The sequence below is a fragment of the Deinococcus aquiradiocola genome (assembly GCF_014646915.1).
GTDB lineage: Bacteria > Deinococcota > Deinococci > Deinococcales > Deinococcaceae > Deinococcus > Deinococcus aquiradiocola.
Genome location: NZ_BMOE01000016.1, coordinates 26174 through 42219, shown reverse-complemented (window position 1 = coordinate 42219; position 16046 = coordinate 26174). Strand labels below are relative to the sequence as shown.

The following is a 16046-nucleotide window of genomic DNA, read 5'->3' as shown; positions in this document are numbered from 1 at the left end:
GGCCCGCCGCGCGGGCGTCCGGGAGGTATGCCGTGAAGTTCAGAGTCATCACTGCCGTTCCGCTGATCCTCACCGCCCTGCTGAGCGTCCAGGCGGCGTCCTCTTCCCCTGCCCCGTCCGCGCAGGTCGGACCGGACCTGCGGTACGGCGGCCCCGCCTTCGCGGACGTGGCGCGCACGTCGTACCGCACGGTCGGCCTGCAGGGCACCTTCGAGGACTGGCTGGCAGGCGCGTACAAGGGCGCGGGCGTGAAGCTCGGCGCAGGCGACACGCTCACGGCCGCGCTGGACGCCCGCGCGGCCGAACTGCGCGCCGCGAAAGGCGACGCGCGCGTTCAGCTGGAGCGCGACACGGCCTCCTGGGCACACCGCTTCGTGAAGAAGGCCGTCCCGAAATTCAGCCTGGAGCGCGGGTACGAACTGGCGAACGTGGCGGGCAGCGGGCAGCGGCAGTGCCTCGCGCAGTCGTTCATCATCGCGGGCCTGCTGCAGCGCGCGGGCATGCAGGCGGGCGCCGTGATGGTGTGGGCGAACCCGCAGGGGCAGCAGAGCAACCTCGGTCACGTCGTCGCGACCGTCCGCCTGAGCAGCGGGCAGGACCTGCTGGTGGACGCGTCCGACCCCACGCCGTTCGTGCATCACCAGGGCCTGCTGGTACGCACGGCGCAGGGGTACCGCTTCGTGAAGCCCACATACGCGGCAGACGACACCATCGGCCGGTACACGCTGAGCGGCACGGGCGGCACGCTCGCCGTGAAGGACGCCGCGCCGCTCAGCCTGACGTACCTGCAGTCGCAGTTCGACTACTACCGTGGCGAACGGGCGCGCGGGGGCTTCATGGGCACCGGCGTCGGCAGGGCCACCCCGGACGGCCTGAAGCAGAGCGCGCTGTACCTCACGCGGGCCGTGCAGGAGGACCCGCAGAACGCGCTGGCCGTGTACGTGCTCGGGCACGTGCTGGAACGCCAGGGGCTGGCGGCGCAGGCCCGCAGCGACTACCTGAAGGCGAACGCGCTGTACACCGCGCAGGGGCACGTGCCGAGCGGCATGCAGACCGTGATGGCCGCCATGAAGAAACAGGCGGGCGGGAGTGGCTCCTGAACCGGGGAGCCGTCACCCGCGCGTGGCCGGGTCATCTGCCGACAGGCGGCCCGGTAGACTGCTGAACGTGAACGTGCGTCCCACTCCCCTCCTGCTCGCCCTGCTGCTGGCCGCCAGTCTGCCCGCGCAGGCGAGCGTGCAGAAACCCACGGCCCTGCGCGCCCTGCAGGTCACGCCCGCCAGTGTTCCCGCCCGGCCCGCCAGCGTGCCGGGGCAGGTGCAGCCGGTCGCGCCGGGCACGCTGGCCGCGCCGCGCATCCCGCAGCTCACGCTCGACCCGAACATGCCGGAAGTGCAGAAGGTCGAGTACCTCAGCAACGGGCACATCGAGGTGGCGGGCGCCGTCGTGACGCTCGAACAGCCGGAACAATCGTGCGCGCGGGCCGTGGCGGGCGCCGTGGCGCGCCGCGTGCTCGCCGCGCGCGCGCAGCTGGACGAGGTGGACGTCAGCGTGTACGACAAGGGCACGTACGGCGGGTTCGGCGGACCGTCGCCCCTGCTGACGGCCAGCGTGCCGCGCGACCGCCTGAACGACTTCCTCGCGTGGACGGCCGGGCAGGGCACGTACGAGCGCGCGTGGGTGAGCACCACGCCCGCCACGCCCCCCCTTCGCGCCCCGGACCGCGTGCGGGAACTGACCGTGAACTTTCTGGGGTCCGTGGCCGACAAGGCCGCCGACGCCGTGCACCACACCACCGCGAAGGTGCTGGGCGGCGTGCAGGGCGGCCTGCTGTACCACGGCAGCAGCCGCGAGAGCCTCGCCGCACTGACCTTCGACGACGCACCGCACCCCATGTACGAACCGCTGGTGCTGGACACGCTGCGCCGCGCGGGCGTGCACGCCACGTTCTTCGTGATCGGCCGCAACGCGCGCGCGTACCCGTACTTCATCCGGGACATGGCGGAACAGGGGCATGAGATCGGCAACCACACCTTCCACCACGTGCGCCTGCCGCCCCTGACGCCCGCGGACGTGAAGCAGGAACTGACGCTCACCGACCAGACGCTGCAGGGCATCACCGGGAAACCCGTCCGGTACTTCCGGCCTCCGGGCGGCGACTACACGCCCGCCACACTCCGCGCGGCGGAGGGCCTGGGCCTCACCACCGTCTTCTGGACGGACGATCCCGGCGACTTCCAGAACCCCGGCGTGAACGTCCTGCTGGAACGCTACACGCGCACCCTGCGGCGCGGCGGCGTGGTCCTGCTGCACGACAACGCGCCCGAGATGCTGCAGGTCCTCCCGATGTTCCTGCGGATCGCGGACGCCCGCAACATCACGCTGGACACGGTCGGCGTCCTCGTGAAGCCCGGCGCGCAGAACGATCACCGCCCAGCGCCCACACGCGCCCGGCCCGCCCCGGCGCTCGGCCCGGTGGACGTGACATACACCACGCAGCCCTGAGCGCCCCGGACAGGACGACAGGGAAGAGGCCCAGACCGTGGCGTGTGCCGCACGGTCCGGGTCTCCTCTCCTGATTCTTCCGGTCGGTCAGTACCCGAGGTGAGTGATGACCGCGCCGCGTTTGACGAGTTCGGCGGTGACGGCGGCCACGGCGGCCTTCACGCCGGTCGTGATGATCGGCCCGCCGAACTTCGCGAGGCGCACCAGGGTGGACCCGTCGGCGCGCGGCGTGATGCCGACCAGGACCTCCTGCGTCAGTTCGCCCTCCTCGACGTGCGCGAGGACGGTGTACTCGTGGCGGCGCAGGCTGCGGTACGCGTCGAGCAGGACGACGGTGTGGCCGGGGCCGCGCACGGCACCCTTCTCGAAGTCCGTGAGGTCGAAGGGATCGGGCAGGGTCACGATGGCGTGCGGCAAGGCTTGGTCCTCCAGGGGCAGCGCGCGGATGTCCGGTCGCGGCAGGGTCGCGGCGAGGGCGTGCGGGTCGGCGGTCGGCACGAAGCGCGCGTGCTGCGCGCCGATGCCCAGTTCACGCCATTTCAGGGCGTACTTCGTTTCGAGTGCGGCGGGCGGCGGGTCGCGCAGCTCGGTGCGCATCACGCCGCTCTGTTCGGCCTCGCGGCACGCGAACTCGAAGTACTCCTCGTGGTCGGTGGTGAAGAGGACCGCGCCGCCCGGCCTGAGTCGGCTCGCGGCGAGCCGGAAGAACGGGGCGCGCAGCAGGCGCTGGTCGAGGTGGTCCTTTTTCGGCCAGGGGTCGGGGAAGTTCACGATGATACCGTCCAGGCTCGCTTCGGGAATCACGGCGTCCAGCATGACGAGCGCGGGCAGTTTGCTGAGGTGCGCGTTCGTGAGGCCGCTGCGGTTCAGGCGCGCGTTCGCTTTCTGCAGGCTCGCGCCGGACAGTTCGACGCCCAGGTAGTTGGGGGCCTGCGGGAAGGTCGCGGCGTGGTGCGGCCAGAAGCGGCCGTCCCCGAAACCGATCTCCAGGTACAGGGGGCGGTCCGGCGTGTCCGGGAAGAGGCGGGCGGGCGTGTCCGGGAAGTGGAAGTCTGACAGTTGGTAGATCATGGGGTGTGTGGGTCGTGCAGGAGTTCGGCGGCGAGCTGCGCGGCGGCCGTGAGGACGGTGGCGTACGAGTGCGGGCCGCCCGTCATCTGCCCGAGGGCGTACACGTGGTCGCTGCGGCGCAGGCGGAACCCGTCGAGTTCGGCCTGCGGGACGGTCAGGAAGCGCACCTCGTACGGCGGGTCGAGGTCCTGCGTGGCGCGCTCGGCGGGCTGCAGCCACACGCCGCGCGCGGCGAGGTCGTCGGCCAGGAAGTCGTACGCGACCTCGCTGAGGCGTCCGGCGTCCTCCATGCCGCTTCCCACCAGGAGGCGCGCCTTGAGGAAGGCGCCCACGGCGAGGACGGTGCGGCGGGCACGCAGCGGCGGTCCTTCCCAGGTGGAGAGGGTGACGGTGCCGTCCTGCTCGTCCTCGTCGAGCGCGGTCACGCAGCTCTGCAGGAGGTGAATGCCGCTCGTGCCTTCCAGGCGGGCCTTGAGGGCGCGGTGGAACACCCAGCCGTCCGTGCCGGGCAGGATGCTGGCGGCCACGTCCGCGAAGAGGGTGCCGTCCGGGAAGGCGGCGTCCTGCACGGTGGGCGCGTACAGGTTCCCGAGGTGGTCGAGGGCCTGTGAGACGAGCAGCACGTCCTGACCGCCCTGCGCGAGCCGGAACGCGAGTTCGCAGCCGGCGAGGCCCGCCCCGACGACCGCCACGTCGTACAGGTGGCCGGGCTGGGGGCGGGAGCGGGAGACGGGCGTCAGCATTTCGGGAAGGAGGATACCACCCTGCGGCGCGGCCCGGCGTGCGTGACCGCGCGGTGCGTCAGGGCGCGTGCGGGTCGCCGACCTCGGCGGGCCTCGCGGGGTCGCTCGACCAGTCGCTCCAGCTTCCGGCGTACAGCTGCACGTCCGGGCCGGGCGGGCGGCCCGCGAGCGACAGGGCCAGCAGGTTCGCCGCGCCGCTCACGCCGGACCCGCAGTACACGATGACGGGCGCGTCCCCCACCGCCAGCCGCCGCGCCTGCTCGTCCGGGGCGCGCCACCCGCCGCCCGCATCCAGGGACCCTGCCCAGTCGCGGTTCACGGCGCCCGGCACGTGCCCGGCACGCGGGTCGATGGGTTCCGCGTCGCCCCGGTAACGCGGAGCGGCCCGCGAGTCGATCAGCAGCGTGCCGGGCGCGCGGCCCTGCACGCCGTCCGCGTCCACCACCCAGTCCGGCTGCACGTGCGGCGTCACGTATCCCGGCGCGGGCACCGGCACGTCCCGCGTGAGCGTCCCGCCCGACTGCACGTACGCGGGCAGCCCGCCGTCCAGCACGAACACCCGCGTGAACCCCAGCCAGCGCAGCAGCCACCACGCGCGCGCCGCGTAGAACCCGTGCCCGCCTGTCGGGTCGTCGTACGCGATCACCGTGCTGCCCGGCGTGACGCCCGACGCGCCCAGCCAGTCCGCCAGCACCCCCGGGTCCGGCAGCGGGTGACGGCCCCCCGCCCCGCCCGGACGTTTCGGGCCGCTCAGGTCGCGCTCCAGGTGCGCGTACACCGCGCCCGGCACGTGCCCCTCCCGGTACGCGGCCTCACCGGCGTCCGGCTGCGTCAGCACGAAACGGCAATCGAGGACGACCAGGCCGGGCTCCTGCAGCCGCGAGAGCAGCCACCCGGCGGAACGCAGTGGAGACGACACGGGAACGGTCATGCCCCATGGTAGACCGCCCGGCACAGGACAGCGGGGGGACGTGGCCCGAACGCCACGTCCCCCCCACTCACCGACACGCTGGCGTGCCGTGCAGTTCCGTCCTGTACGCCAGCCTGCTTACCTGCCTTTGAGCATCTTGTCGAAGCTGTCGGCGTCCTTCTTGAAGGTGTTCAGGAAGTTCAGGAAGTTGGCCTTGGTGAAGCCGCCCTTGAACATGTACAGGCTGTCGAGGTTGACACTGTCGTCGTCGCCGCTGTCGATGTACGCCTGGGTGTAGTGCTTGCTGTTCCAGTCGGAGATGTCGCTCTCCTCGGGCGGGGTGTCGAGGTCGTCGGCGGAGTAGTACGTGTACACGTCCGTCTCGGTGCAGCTGCCGGTCTTGCAGTCGTGCAGGTTGAGGTAGATGTCGACCAGGCCCTTACGGGTGATGGTGATTTCCGGGTTGTCGCCGGTCTTGTCGAGCTTGGCGGCGTATCCGGCGCCCTGCACGATGGCGAGCATCAGTTCCGGTGTGACGGTCGTGATGACGGGGGTGGGCGCGGTGGCGGGCGTGGTGGCAGCGAGGGCGGGCGTGAGACTCAGGGCCAGAATCGTGAGCGCCGTTCTGTTCATGGCTCATGCTAGTTCATGCAGGGTGAAGCGGGTTCAGACTTTGGGGGTGGCGGTCCGGGTTCAGTTGGGGCGGGGCTGGCGGGCGAGGTACGCTTCGCCGCGCGGCGTGAGGCGCAGCAGGTTCAGGGAGGGCAGGTCGCTGCCGTCCGCGTTGCGGCACATGCTCCTCAGGCTGCAGCCGTTGCAGGCGCAACCGTCCGCTTTCGGGGACGCGTCCTGAATGTAGCCGCTGCCGAGCAGGGTCTGCAGCATGCCCTCGATGGCGCTCAGGCTGCTGCCGAGCGCGGCGCTCAGTTCCGGCAGGGTGCGCGGCTCGCCCGCCAGCACGGACAGCAGCGACGTGAGTCTCGGGGCGCTCACGCGCTCACCGGCAGGGCAGGACAGGTGGGGAGGGACGTCACAGGAGGTGCCTCGCGATCTGGTACACGAGGAGCGCCGCGACCCAGGCGGTCGCCATCTGGTACGCGACCGTCACCCACGCGACGCGCCGCCCGTGTTCCGCCTGGATGGCGCCGACCGTGGCGATGCACGGCGTGTACAGCAGCACGAACACCAGGTAAGCGAGGCCCGACGCGGGCGTGAAGGCGCGCGCCAGGGCGGCCGCGAGCGGGGAGCGGGCGTCCTGCGAGGCGTCCGCGCCGAGGCTGGGGAGGGCCAGCACGGTCGGGATGGCCTGCACGCTGGCCTTCACGGCGTCCCACGTGCCGGTCGCGGCGGTCTTCAGGCCGTCCAGCAGGCCGAGCGGGGCGGGCGCGGCGGCCTGCTCGCCCAGGTAGATCTGCCCGAGGGTCGCCACGACGACCTCCTTCGCGACGAAGCCCGGAACGAGCGCGCCCGTCGCCTGCCACGTCCCGAAGCCCAGCGGCGCGAACACGGGGCTCATCCAGGTGCTGACCGTCCCGAACAGGCTGTCCTGCGGCTGGACGGTCGCGAACTTCCCGCCGCTCACGGCCGGAATGGCGAGCAGCAGCCACACGACGGCGACGGTGCCCATCACGGTGGTGCGAGCGCGGCGCGCGAAGCTGGCGGTGCGGCGCCACGCGTGCTTCCACAGGACGCGCGCGGCGGGAAGGCGGTACGGGGGGAGTTCCAGCAGCACGCCGCCGCCCTCGTTCTTGAGGGTGGTGCGGCGCAGCACGAACGCGAACGCGAACGCGACGAGCATGCCGAGCACGTACATGGACCACACGAGGACGCTGCCCTGCTTCGGGAAGAGGGCGGCCGCGAAGATGATGTACACCGGCAGGCGCGCCGAGCAGCTCATGAACGGCAGGATCATGCTGACGAGCACGCGGTCGCTGCGTTTCTCGAGGGTACGGGTGGCGTACACGGCGGGCACGTTGCAGCCGAAGCCCAGGATCAGCGGAATGAAGGCGCGTCCGTCCAGGCCGATGCTGCGCATCATGCGGTCCGCGAGGAACGCGGCGCGCGCCATGTACCCGCTGTCCTCCAGGAAGCTCATGGCGAGGTACAGCACCAGCAGCGTCGGCAGAAAGCTGAGGACGGTGCCCACGCCGGGAATGATGGCGCCCACCACGAGTTCCCGCACGAAGTACGGCGCCCACGCGAGCGCGGCGGCCGCCCAGCCGGACACGGTGTCCTGCAGCGGGCCACCGATCAGGTCCACGAACGGCGCGGCGACGCTGAAGGTCAGGCGGAACACGAGCAGCACCGTGAGCAGGAACACCGGGATGCCCAGCCAGCGGTGCAGGGCCAGGGTGTCGAGGCGGTCGGTGAGGGTGCGGCGCGTCACGACCTGCGGCACGGCGCCCTGCGCGATCTGCGCGGCGCGGGCGTAGCGGGCCTCGGCGACCGTGATGAGGGCGTCCTCGCCGCTCGCGTCCAAGTGCCGCAGTTCGTGGTCGGCGGCGTCCAGGAGGGCGGCGTGGCCGGTCGCGGCGAGACGGCCGCGGATGCTGGGGTCGCCTTCCAGCAGCGCGAGCGCGAGGTACCGGTGCGCGTGCGGCGGGAGGGTGGGGAGGGCCTGCATGCGCGTCACGAGGGCCGTGACGGCCGCCTCGATGACGGGCGGGTACGTGACGCCCTGCCCGACCTCGGCGCGGTCGAGGGCCGTGCCCATCAGGTCGCCCAGGCCCGTTCCGCGGCTGGCGACGGTCTCCACGACCGGCACGCCCAGCAGGCGCTCCAGCGCGGCAGCGTCCACGGCGGCGCCCTTGTCGCGCGCCTCGTCCACGAGGTTGAGCGCCACCACGATCGGCAGGCGGAAATCCATGAGCTGCAGCGTGAGGTACAGGTTGCGTTCGAGGTTCCCGGCGTCCAGCACGTTGATCGCCACTTCGGGCGCCTCGTCGAGCAGCGCGGTGCGCGTGATGAGTTCCTCGGGCGTGTGCGGGCTGAGCGAGTACGCGCCCGGCAGGTCGAGGAGCTGCACGTTGCGGCCCGCGTGCGTGAGTTTCGCCTCGCGTTTCTCGACGGTCACGCCGGACCAGTTGCCGACCTTGAGGTTCGTGCCGGCCAGGCCGTTCACGAGGGTGGTCTTGCCGACGTTGGGGTTCCCGACGATCACGGCGCGCGGGTCGCGGGCCGCACGCAGGCGCGACACGGTCTGCAGGCACGCGGCCGCGTCGTGGATGGGCGGCGCGGCCGGCGCTTCCGGGTGCGGGACCGTCACTGGCGCACCCGGATGCTCAGCAGGTCCTGGCGGCGCAGGGCGAGTTCCGTCCCACCGATCCGCAGTTCGACCGGGTCGCCCATCGGGGCGGTGCGCAGCACGCTGACGCGCGCGCCCCGGATGAAGCCCAGTTCCATCAGGCGGCGGCGCAGCGGGTGTCCGGGCGTGAGCGACACCACGTGGGCGGCCTCTCCTGGGCGCAGGGTATCGAGGGTGGTCTCGGACATAATCCAGACTATCTTAATCCGGTTTGTGGGGAACACAAGTGACAGGAGTTGCCCTTCGCTGCCGCCCCCGTGACGGCAGCGGCAGACTCCCCGGCCGTGTCAGCCGCGCCGCGTGCCGTGCCGCCGCACCAGTTCCTCGCGGCTGATGACGGCCAGCATCGGGACGTGCACGTGCTCCGGGTCGGCCACGCCGTACGCGCGGCGCAGGGTGCGCGACCACCACGTCAGGCGGCGGCGCATGGGGAGCGGCAGTTCCAGCACCGTGAACCCGTACAGCTTCAGGACGTGCGAGAAGATGCTGACGCTGTACACGGCGGGCAGCGTGTTCCACGCCGGGTCGTCGCGCACGGCGGCCGCGAGGTCATGCACCGAGTGCTGCACGACCTTGCGGCCCGCCACGGGACGCGCGGCCAGCTCCACCAGCCGCGCGCTGTCCAGGTGGAACTCCACCAGTCGCTCCCCGTGCCGGACCGTCAGGCCGTCCGGGAGGCCCGGCGCGGGCAGCGTCACGTCTGCCAGCGGGTACGGGGCGACGCCCACCCGGAAGAGGCTGCTCGCGTGCGCCCCCACGCGCCGGATGCGGCCCAGCCGGTCGTACAGCACGTCCACGCCCTGCAGCAGGGTGGCGGGCAGGTCGCGCGGGCGTTCCGGGCGCGTGCCGGGCAGGTCCCACACGCCCGTCACGCGGTACCCCTGTTCGGCCAGCGCGGCGAGCTGCGCGGGGAGGCGCGTCACGCCCGCGTCGTCCAGCGGGCCGACCTGCACGACCGCGCCGGGCCGCAGGTGCCGCGCGTGCGGTTCCGGGACCCACGTCAGCCTGCCCCAGCCGTCCACGGCGCGCAGCCCGGTGGCGCGCGAGACGAGCAGCGTCACGAGCGGCGACGCGCCGCTGCGGAACACGCGCGCCTCCCGCCCCGTGTGCGCCCGCACGAGCTGACGGCTGCGCTCCAGCCGCGCCGTGAGCCGCCACGGCAGCGACCAGGGACGGCCCGCGATCAGGCCCGCCTCGTGGCCCTCACGGGCCGCGCGGTGCAGCAGTTCCGGCTGCCGGTCGAGCGTGCGCGCGTCCCACAGCAGCGTCACCTGCACGCCCGCCCCGGCCAGCGCGTCCAGCAGCCGACCCGTGAGGCGCGCGTCCAGACCCGGCTCGAAGGTGAGCGCCACGGCGGGCGTCAGGCTCCGCCCGCGCCGCAGCACGCCCAGCCCGCTCAGGCGCAGGGCCGACTGCACGGCCGCCACGCCGAGCAGCAGCACGCCGAGCACGGCGGCGACGCGCACACCGGACGGGTCACGGTTGGACTTCATGAGGTGGAGTCTAGAGCATGGCCATGAAGACCGCGTTCATGGCCGCGCGTCACGGCATGAAGGGCCGCACGTCCCGCCACACGTGCCGCCGCTCCGCGTCCCCCGCATCCCCCGGCAGCCGCCCGTCCGTACCCAGGAACGCCACGCTGGGGTGCGCGGCCGTGTACGTCGGCCAGTCCGGACCGGGGTGCCCCTCGCGCACGAAGGTCATCCAGGCGCGCTGCATGCGCTCCGCGAGCGCCGCGACAGCCGCGCCGTCCGGGCCGCGCATCACGCGGGTCGCGCTGCCCATCGGGCGCGGCCACAGGAACAGCAGCTCCATGCCGTGCGCCGCGCCCAGCCCGAACAGGCGCGTGCCCCAGTCGAAACGGTACCGCCACGTGCCGGACGCGTGCCCGGGCCGCACCGCGTCCACGAACCGGTCGTTCGGGACGTGAAAGAACATGTCCGTCCCCAGCGCCACCAGGCCCGCCTGCGTGTCCGGGTACGCGGCCAGCACCCGCAGCGTCTGTTCCGGCGTCGCCTGCCGGTCCAGCACGTTCGCGAGGTACGTGCGGTCCGTGCGCGGAAAGATGCGGTCCGGGAGCTTCACGAACGGCGAGTACTCCTCGCGGTTCGCGCCGATCAGGAGCGGCACGTCGGCGCGCGGCGCGGCCAGCAGGTCCGCCTCGCTGCCCGGCAGCCAGTGCCCGTCCAGAAAGGGCCGCGAGTTGAGCCTGCGCGCACGCACGCGCTCCAGGGCGTGCAGGGCACGCAGGAACGCGCCGGGCGGCAGGGTCCACAGGTCGTTCAGGTTGTCGCGGCGCACGCCGAGCGCGTCCGCGTACGCGCGCGCGATGTCCACGCTGTTGTCCCGGCCGCTCACCTGGTTGAGCGCGCCGCTCTGCAGGACGGCCCCCGCCACGAGTGGCCGCGTGCGCGGGTGCGTGAGCATCAGGGCCGCCGCGACCGCGCCCGCCGACTCGCCCGCCACCGTGACGCGCGCCGGATCGCCGCCGAAGGCGGCGGCGTTCGCGGCCACCCAGTGCAGCGCCGCCACCTGATCCTGAAACCCGGCGTTCGGCGTGAAACGCGCGTCCCCGAACAGTTCACCGAAGTTCGCGTATCCGAGCGGCCCGAGCCGCGAGTTGACCGTCACGACCACCGCGCCGCGCAGCGCGAGGTCCCGCCCGTCGTACTGCCGGGCACTGCCGCCCCGGAACGCGCCGCCGTGCATCCAGAACAGCACCGGCAGCGGCCGCCCGTCCGGGTTCTCCTCGGGCACCCACACGTTCAGCAGCAGGCTCCCCTCGCGCGACGCCGTGAGCGTCACGGACGGGTCGAGCGGCTGCAGCACGTCCGGCCCGTACCGTGACGCGTCCCGCACGCGCGCCCAGCCGGGATGCGGGCGCGGCGGCGCGAACCGCAGGGCGTCCACGGCCGGACTGGCGTACGGCACGCCCAGCCACGCGAGCGCCCGCCCGCCCCCCGACCCCTGCACGCGCTGCCCGCGCACGCGGCCGGTCGTCGTCTCGCGCAGCAGGGCGTCCATGCCGTCAGGCTAGCACCCGCGCCCGCACCGGACCCCGGCCCTCACCCGCCACGCACGGCGCTCCCCTGAGGGCCAGTCATCCGGTCTGATGCCCGTGGCCGGGCGGCGGCTTCACGTTCTGCTCGGCTGGACTCCGGGCGTTCAGCTCAACACCGGATCAGTCCTTGCGGCGCGTGTGGAAGACCATCACGTCGCTGAAGGTGTCGAGCGGGCCGCCCTGGAAGCTGCCTGTCACGCGCGGCGACTCGAAGCCCGCGCAGCGCAGCAGCCACTCGACCTCGTAACGGGTGTAGTACCGCTGCGTGAGGGTGTAGTGGCGGCGTTTCAGGGTGCCGTCGGGGGCGGTGGTGTCCACGTGGTACTCGGTGACGATGCCCTGCTTCACCTCGTCGTGCCGCTGCACCAGGAAGACGTCGGTGCGGGCACCGTTCGCGTGGAAGGTCTCGCCCTCGTGCCGCATGGTGTTCGCGGCGCCGTAGCGCGGCACGGACAGGTCGAACACGAACTGCCCGCCCGGCTGCAGGTGCGCGCGGATGTTCTGCAGGGCCTGCAGCTGTTCGTTGGGGGTGTACAGGTGCATCAGGGCGTTGAAGGGCGCGATGACGAGCGGGTAGCGTTCCGGCAGCTGGAAGGTCCGCATGTCGCCCTGCACGATCTGCAGGGTCAGGCCGTCGCGTTCGGCGCGCTGCTGTGCGTGCCGGATCATGCCTGCGGAGGGTTCCAGGCCCGTGACGTCCGCGCCGCGCCGCGTGAGGTACGCGGTGACGCGGCCCGTGCCGGACCCGATCTCCAGGATGGGGCCGCTGGCGCGGTCGGCGAGCGTGCCGTACAGGTGCAGGTCGTCGCGGTACAGGTCGTACTGGTGGTCGTACAGGTCGGCGAAGTCGTCGTAGTTCATCGTGGTCCTTCGGTGGGCGTGGCCGTGGGGGCGTGCCGGGTGAGGGCGCCGCGCAGGCCGAGGGGGCGCAGGCCGGGCAGGGTATCGAGGGTGTGCAGGGCGTACCCGGCAGCCTGCAGGGCGGCGAGCAGGCCGGGCAGGGCAGGCACGGTGTTGCGCGCGCCGGGCCCGGCGTCATGCATGACGATCACCGCGCCGGGCGTGGCCTGCGCGAGGACGCGGTCGTGCACGTCCTGCGGCGTGAAGTCCGGGTGCCAGTCGTGCGCCTCGACGCTCCAGTGCGCGCCTCTCAGGCGGGCGCGGCGCTGGCCGAGCAGGGTCGCGAGGGTGTACGCGCCGTGCGGCGGGCGGTGGTAGCGGGGGCGGCGGCCGGTGAGGGCCGCGAGTTGCGCGGCGCCGCGCAACGGGTCGAGGTACGCGCGCCAGGGGCGGCGCGTCCAGGCGTGGCGGTGCGTGACGGCGTGCAGTTCGAGCTGGTGGCCTTCCGCGAGGATGCGGGCGGTGAGGTCCGGGTGGGCGTGCGCGGCGGGCGTCAGCACGAAGAAGGTCGCGTGGACGCCTGCGGCCTTGAGGGCGTCGAGGACGGCGGGCGTGCTGGCAGGGTCGGGGCCGTCGTCGAAGGTGAGGGCGAGGGTGCGCGTCCCGCCGTGTCCGTGCCGGACGAGGCCGAGGTTGCGCCACTGCACCAGCAGGTACGGCACGCCGATGTACGCGCCGAGGGCGAGCAGCAGCGTGCCGCTCAGGACGGCGAGCGGGGCGGGGCCGTCAGTCCGTGTCACGGGAGGGGGCCGGGTCGGTGGGGCGGGTGGCCTGCGTATCGGCGGTGGCCTGGGTCCCGGCCGTGGCCTGGGCGCGCTGTGCGGTGGCCTCCAGGATCACGCGTGCGGCGCGGTCGGCGGCGTCCGGCACGCTCAGCGCGAAGGCCCCGGCGCTCATGCGGGCGCGTTCGTCCGGGTCGAGGGCGCGCAGCAGCGCCGGGCGCAGCGTTGTCCGCGTCCGCGCCCAGACGGCGGCCCCGCCGCGCTCCAGGTACTCGGCGTTGTGTTCCTCCTGGCCGGGAATCGGGTCGTAGATGACCATCGGGACGCCCAGCGTGGTGGCCTCCGCGACCGTCAGGCCGCCCGCCTTGCCGACCACGAGGTCCGACGCGGCCAGCAGTTCCGGGAAGTCCGTCGTGAAGCCCAGCCAGTGGATGGTCGCGCCGCCCAGCTGCGTGCGGCCCGGACGTTTCGCGCCCGCCAGCACGAGCACCTGCACGGGCCTGCCCAGCATGCCCAGCTCGCCCAGCAGGACGTTCAGGCTGCGGTACGTGCCCTGCCCGCCGCCCGACACGAGCAGCAGCGGCAGGTGTGGATCCAGGCCGTGCCGCTGACGCAGTGCGGCGCGGGCGCCGGGGTCGGTCGCCGTGCCGATCAGGGCCGCGTAACGCGCGTTGATGGGGATGCCGGTCACGCGCACGCGCCCTTCGGGGATGCCGCGCGCGATCATCTGGCCGCGCGCCTCCTCGGTCGGGACGAGCACCAGGTCCGCTTCCTGCCGCACCCAGTGCTCGTGAATGCGGTAGTCCGTGACCACGAGGACGTTCAGGTACTTCAGGCGGTACTGGTCGCGGACCCAGCCGGTCACGGCGGCCGGGGTGGGGTAGGAACTCACGGCGAGGTCCGGCACGTCCTGCAGCAGTTCGCGCTGCATGCTGCCGCGCCCCAGCCAGCGGTAACCGTCCTTGATGAGCTGCGGTTCGCTGGGCCGGTCCGTGAAGCGGTAGTACCAGCGGTAGATGCCGGGCGCGTAACGCAGCCAGCCGAGGTAGAAGCCGAGGATCACGCCGCGCTCGAAGCCGCTCAGGTGCGTGAGGTAGTCGGTGTGCCGGGCGCGCACGCGGGGGTCGCGGGCCTGCAGCGCGTCGCCGAGCGCCTCGTTCGCCTGGTGGTGCCCGCTCCCGAACGACGCGGAGTAGATGCGGACCTTCATGCGCGCCTCAGCAGCAGCAGGCCGCCCACCGCGAACACGATGTTCGCGAGCCAGATGCCGGGCTCCGGCAGGTTCGGCATGCTGCCCGCCACGGTCAGGCCCGCCACGAACAGCAGGTAGTACGCCACGGCGATCAGGAGGGCGATGCCGAGCGACACGCCCAGGCTCCGCCCGAACCTCAGCGCGAACGGCAGGGCCGTGAGCGCCAGCACGAGGTTCCCGAACGGCAGCGCGAGCTTGCGGTTCAGTTCGCGGCGCGCGTTCTGCCGGTCGGCGTCCCGCACGCCGGGCGCGGTGAGTTTGGTGATGAGTTCCGGCCAGCCTTCGGCGTCCGCGCCGATGGCGTCCGCGTACTTCGCGAGCGTCTGCTTGCGGGACAGGCCCGTGTCGAGCGTCAGGGTGGAGGTGGCCGAGTCGGGGGTGTTCACGGCTGTGAAGACGCGCTGCACGGCGGCCGGGAGGGCGGCGGGGTCCGTGGCGGCGGCCAGTGCCGGGATCTGCGCGTAGTTCAGGGTGTACACGCTGTAGCCCTGCAGGTGCAGGACGTTGTTCTCGAAGGTGCCGTGGTCCGCGAAGATCACGGTGCCCTGCCGGGGGTCGGAGGCGCTCCAGCGTTCGGCGCGCACGCCCTGCATCTGCCGGGTGGCGGGGTCGTACCCGCGCAGGTACAGGCTGAGGCCCGCGCCGAGGTCCACCTGCTTCCCGACGAGCTGCGTCAGGCCCGCCTGCGTGAGCGTGTCCCAGTACAGGCCGCGCGTCTCGACGTTCGCGCGCGGCGCGACCCACAGCGACAGCCAGATGGACAGCAGGGCCGCGAGGGCCGCGATGACGCCCACGGGACGCGCGACGCGGCCCAGCCCGATGCCGCCCGACTGGACCGCGACGAGTTCACGTTCGTTCGAGAGGCGGCCGAAGGCGACCACCACCATCAGGACCACGCCCATTGGGAGGACCTTGACGAGCGTGTCGGGCAGCTGGTATCCGATCCAGCGGGCGATCAGGAGGGGGGACACGCCCGTCAGCCACTGCGCACTGATGAAGAAGTACCCGAAACTGAGGATCGCCACGAACAGCAGCGTTCCGGCCAGGAGGGGCGGGATCAGTTCGCGGGTGACGTAGCGGGTGAGTCGCACCCTGCCCTCAGGCCTTGCCGACCGCGAACAGGATCTCGGCCTGCGCGGCGACCACGCCGTCCACCTCGGCGCGGCACACGGTCTTGCCCAGACCGCGCCGGAAGTATTCGAGCTGCACGTGCAGGTGCAGGGTGTCGCCCGGCACGACCTTGCGTTTGAAGCGCGCACCCTCGATCCCGGCGAGGTAGCCGATGGTGCCCGGCGCGAGCGGCAGGCAGAACATGCTGGCCTGCGCGAGCGCTTCGAGGATCAGGACGCCCGGCATGACGGGCTCCTGCGGGAAGTGACCCTGGAAGTGCGGCTCGCCGATGGTGACGTTCTTGATGGCGTGCACGTGGCCGTCGCCGGCACTCAGCACGCGGTCCACGAGCACGAAGGGGAAGCGGTGGGGGAGCACGTCCAGCACCTGCTGGATGTGGAGCGGATACGTGGGGGTGTGGGGTTCAGTCATGGTGGTGGGGGTGAAACGCGCCGGACCCGGCGGTGC

At 72.7% G+C, this 16046-nt stretch carries 16 protein-coding genes; 2 read left to right on the top strand and 14 right to left on the bottom strand.

The features are described 5' to 3' along the window. The first annotated feature begins 32 nt into the window (after window positions 1-32). Both IEY33_RS16730 and IEY33_RS16725 read left to right on the top strand, forming a co-directional pair. A complete protein-coding gene (locus IEY33_RS16730; protein ID WP_188964434.1) occupies window positions 33-1100 on the top strand; it encodes a hypothetical protein in 1068 nt (355 codons plus the stop codon). Window positions 1101-1167: 67 nt separating this feature from the next. Beyond that, complete coding sequence (locus tag IEY33_RS16725; RefSeq protein WP_229671101.1) at window positions 1168-2505, top strand: polysaccharide deacetylase family protein; 1338 nt, start codon at window positions 1168-1170, stop codon at window positions 2503-2505. 87 nt (window positions 2506-2592) lie between these two features. On the opposite strand, the gene trmB is transcribed toward IEY33_RS16725, so the two are convergent. From trmB to fabZ, 14 genes are all read right to left on the bottom strand, one after another. Further along, entirely contained in the window at window positions 2593-3576 is a 984-nt protein-coding gene (gene trmB, locus IEY33_RS16720; RefSeq protein ID WP_188964433.1) for a tRNA (guanine(46)-N(7))-methyltransferase TrmB, read from the bottom strand. Beyond that, on the bottom strand, window positions 3573-4319 hold the full coding sequence (locus IEY33_RS16715; protein ID WP_188964432.1) for an FAD-dependent oxidoreductase: 747 nt from the start codon (window positions 4317-4319) through the stop codon (window positions 3573-3575). The genes trmB and IEY33_RS16715 overlap by 4 nt, the downstream gene beginning before the upstream one ends. Window positions 4320-4377: 58 nt before the next feature. Further along, on the bottom strand, window positions 4378-5250 hold the full coding sequence (locus IEY33_RS16710) for a sulfurtransferase (RefSeq protein WP_188964431.1): 873 nt from the start codon (window positions 5248-5250) through the stop codon (window positions 4378-4380). Between the two features lie 117 nt (window positions 5251-5367). After that, the gene (locus IEY33_RS16705; protein ID WP_188964430.1) at window positions 5368-5862 is read right to left on the bottom strand and encodes a type III secretion system chaperone family protein; all 495 of its coding nucleotides are present in this window, start codon (window positions 5860-5862) and stop codon (window positions 5368-5370) included. A 60-nt stretch (window positions 5863-5922) separates the two neighbouring features. Next, window positions 5923-6222: a helix-turn-helix domain-containing protein gene (locus IEY33_RS16700; RefSeq protein WP_188964429.1), complete on the bottom strand. Its 300-nt coding sequence runs from the start codon at window positions 6220-6222 to the stop codon at window positions 5923-5925. 37 nt (window positions 6223-6259) lie between these two features. Next, a complete protein-coding gene (feoB, locus tag IEY33_RS16695) occupies window positions 6260-8494 on the bottom strand; it encodes a ferrous iron transport protein B (protein WP_188964428.1) in 2235 nt (744 codons plus the stop codon). Then, complete coding sequence (locus IEY33_RS16690) at window positions 8491-8721, bottom strand: FeoA family protein (protein WP_188964427.1); 231 nt, start codon at window positions 8719-8721, stop codon at window positions 8491-8493. The genes feoB and IEY33_RS16690 overlap by 4 nt, the downstream gene beginning before the upstream one ends. 99 nt (window positions 8722-8820) lie before the next feature. Continuing rightward, the gene (locus IEY33_RS19500) at window positions 8821-10026 is read right to left on the bottom strand and encodes a YkoP family protein (RefSeq protein ID WP_188964426.1); all 1206 of its coding nucleotides are present in this window, start codon (window positions 10024-10026) and stop codon (window positions 8821-8823) included. A gap of 49 nt (window positions 10027-10075) precedes the next feature. Continuing rightward, complete coding sequence (locus IEY33_RS16680; RefSeq protein WP_188964425.1) at window positions 10076-11557, bottom strand: carboxylesterase/lipase family protein; 1482 nt, start codon at window positions 11555-11557, stop codon at window positions 10076-10078. A 157-nt stretch (window positions 11558-11714) separates the two neighbouring features. Next, window positions 11715-12455 carry a class I SAM-dependent methyltransferase gene (locus IEY33_RS16675; protein ID WP_188964424.1) on the bottom strand — a complete coding sequence of 247 codons (741 nt, stop codon included), beginning with the start codon at window positions 12453-12455 and terminating at the stop codon, window positions 11715-11717. Next, window positions 12452-13234: a polysaccharide deacetylase family protein gene (locus tag IEY33_RS16670; RefSeq protein WP_229671100.1), complete on the bottom strand. Its 783-nt coding sequence runs from the start codon at window positions 13232-13234 to the stop codon at window positions 12452-12454. Before IEY33_RS16670 ends, IEY33_RS16675 begins: the two co-directional genes overlap by 4 nt. After that, window positions 13221-14426 (bottom strand): MGDG synthase family glycosyltransferase, encoded by a 1206-nt coding sequence (locus IEY33_RS16665; protein WP_188964423.1) that lies wholly within the window; start codon window positions 14424-14426, stop codon window positions 13221-13223. Before IEY33_RS16665 ends, IEY33_RS16670 begins: the two co-directional genes overlap by 14 nt. Next, entirely contained in the window at window positions 14423-15559 is a 1137-nt protein-coding gene (locus IEY33_RS16660; RefSeq protein WP_188964422.1) for an LptF/LptG family permease, read from the bottom strand. The genes IEY33_RS16665 and IEY33_RS16660 overlap by 4 nt, the downstream gene beginning before the upstream one ends. A 7-nt stretch (window positions 15560-15566) precedes the next feature. Beyond that, the gene (gene fabZ / locus IEY33_RS16655) at window positions 15567-16010 is read right to left on the bottom strand and encodes a 3-hydroxyacyl-ACP dehydratase FabZ (protein ID WP_188964421.1); all 444 of its coding nucleotides are present in this window, start codon (window positions 16008-16010) and stop codon (window positions 15567-15569) included. Between the last annotated feature and the right edge of the window lie 36 nt (window positions 16011-16046).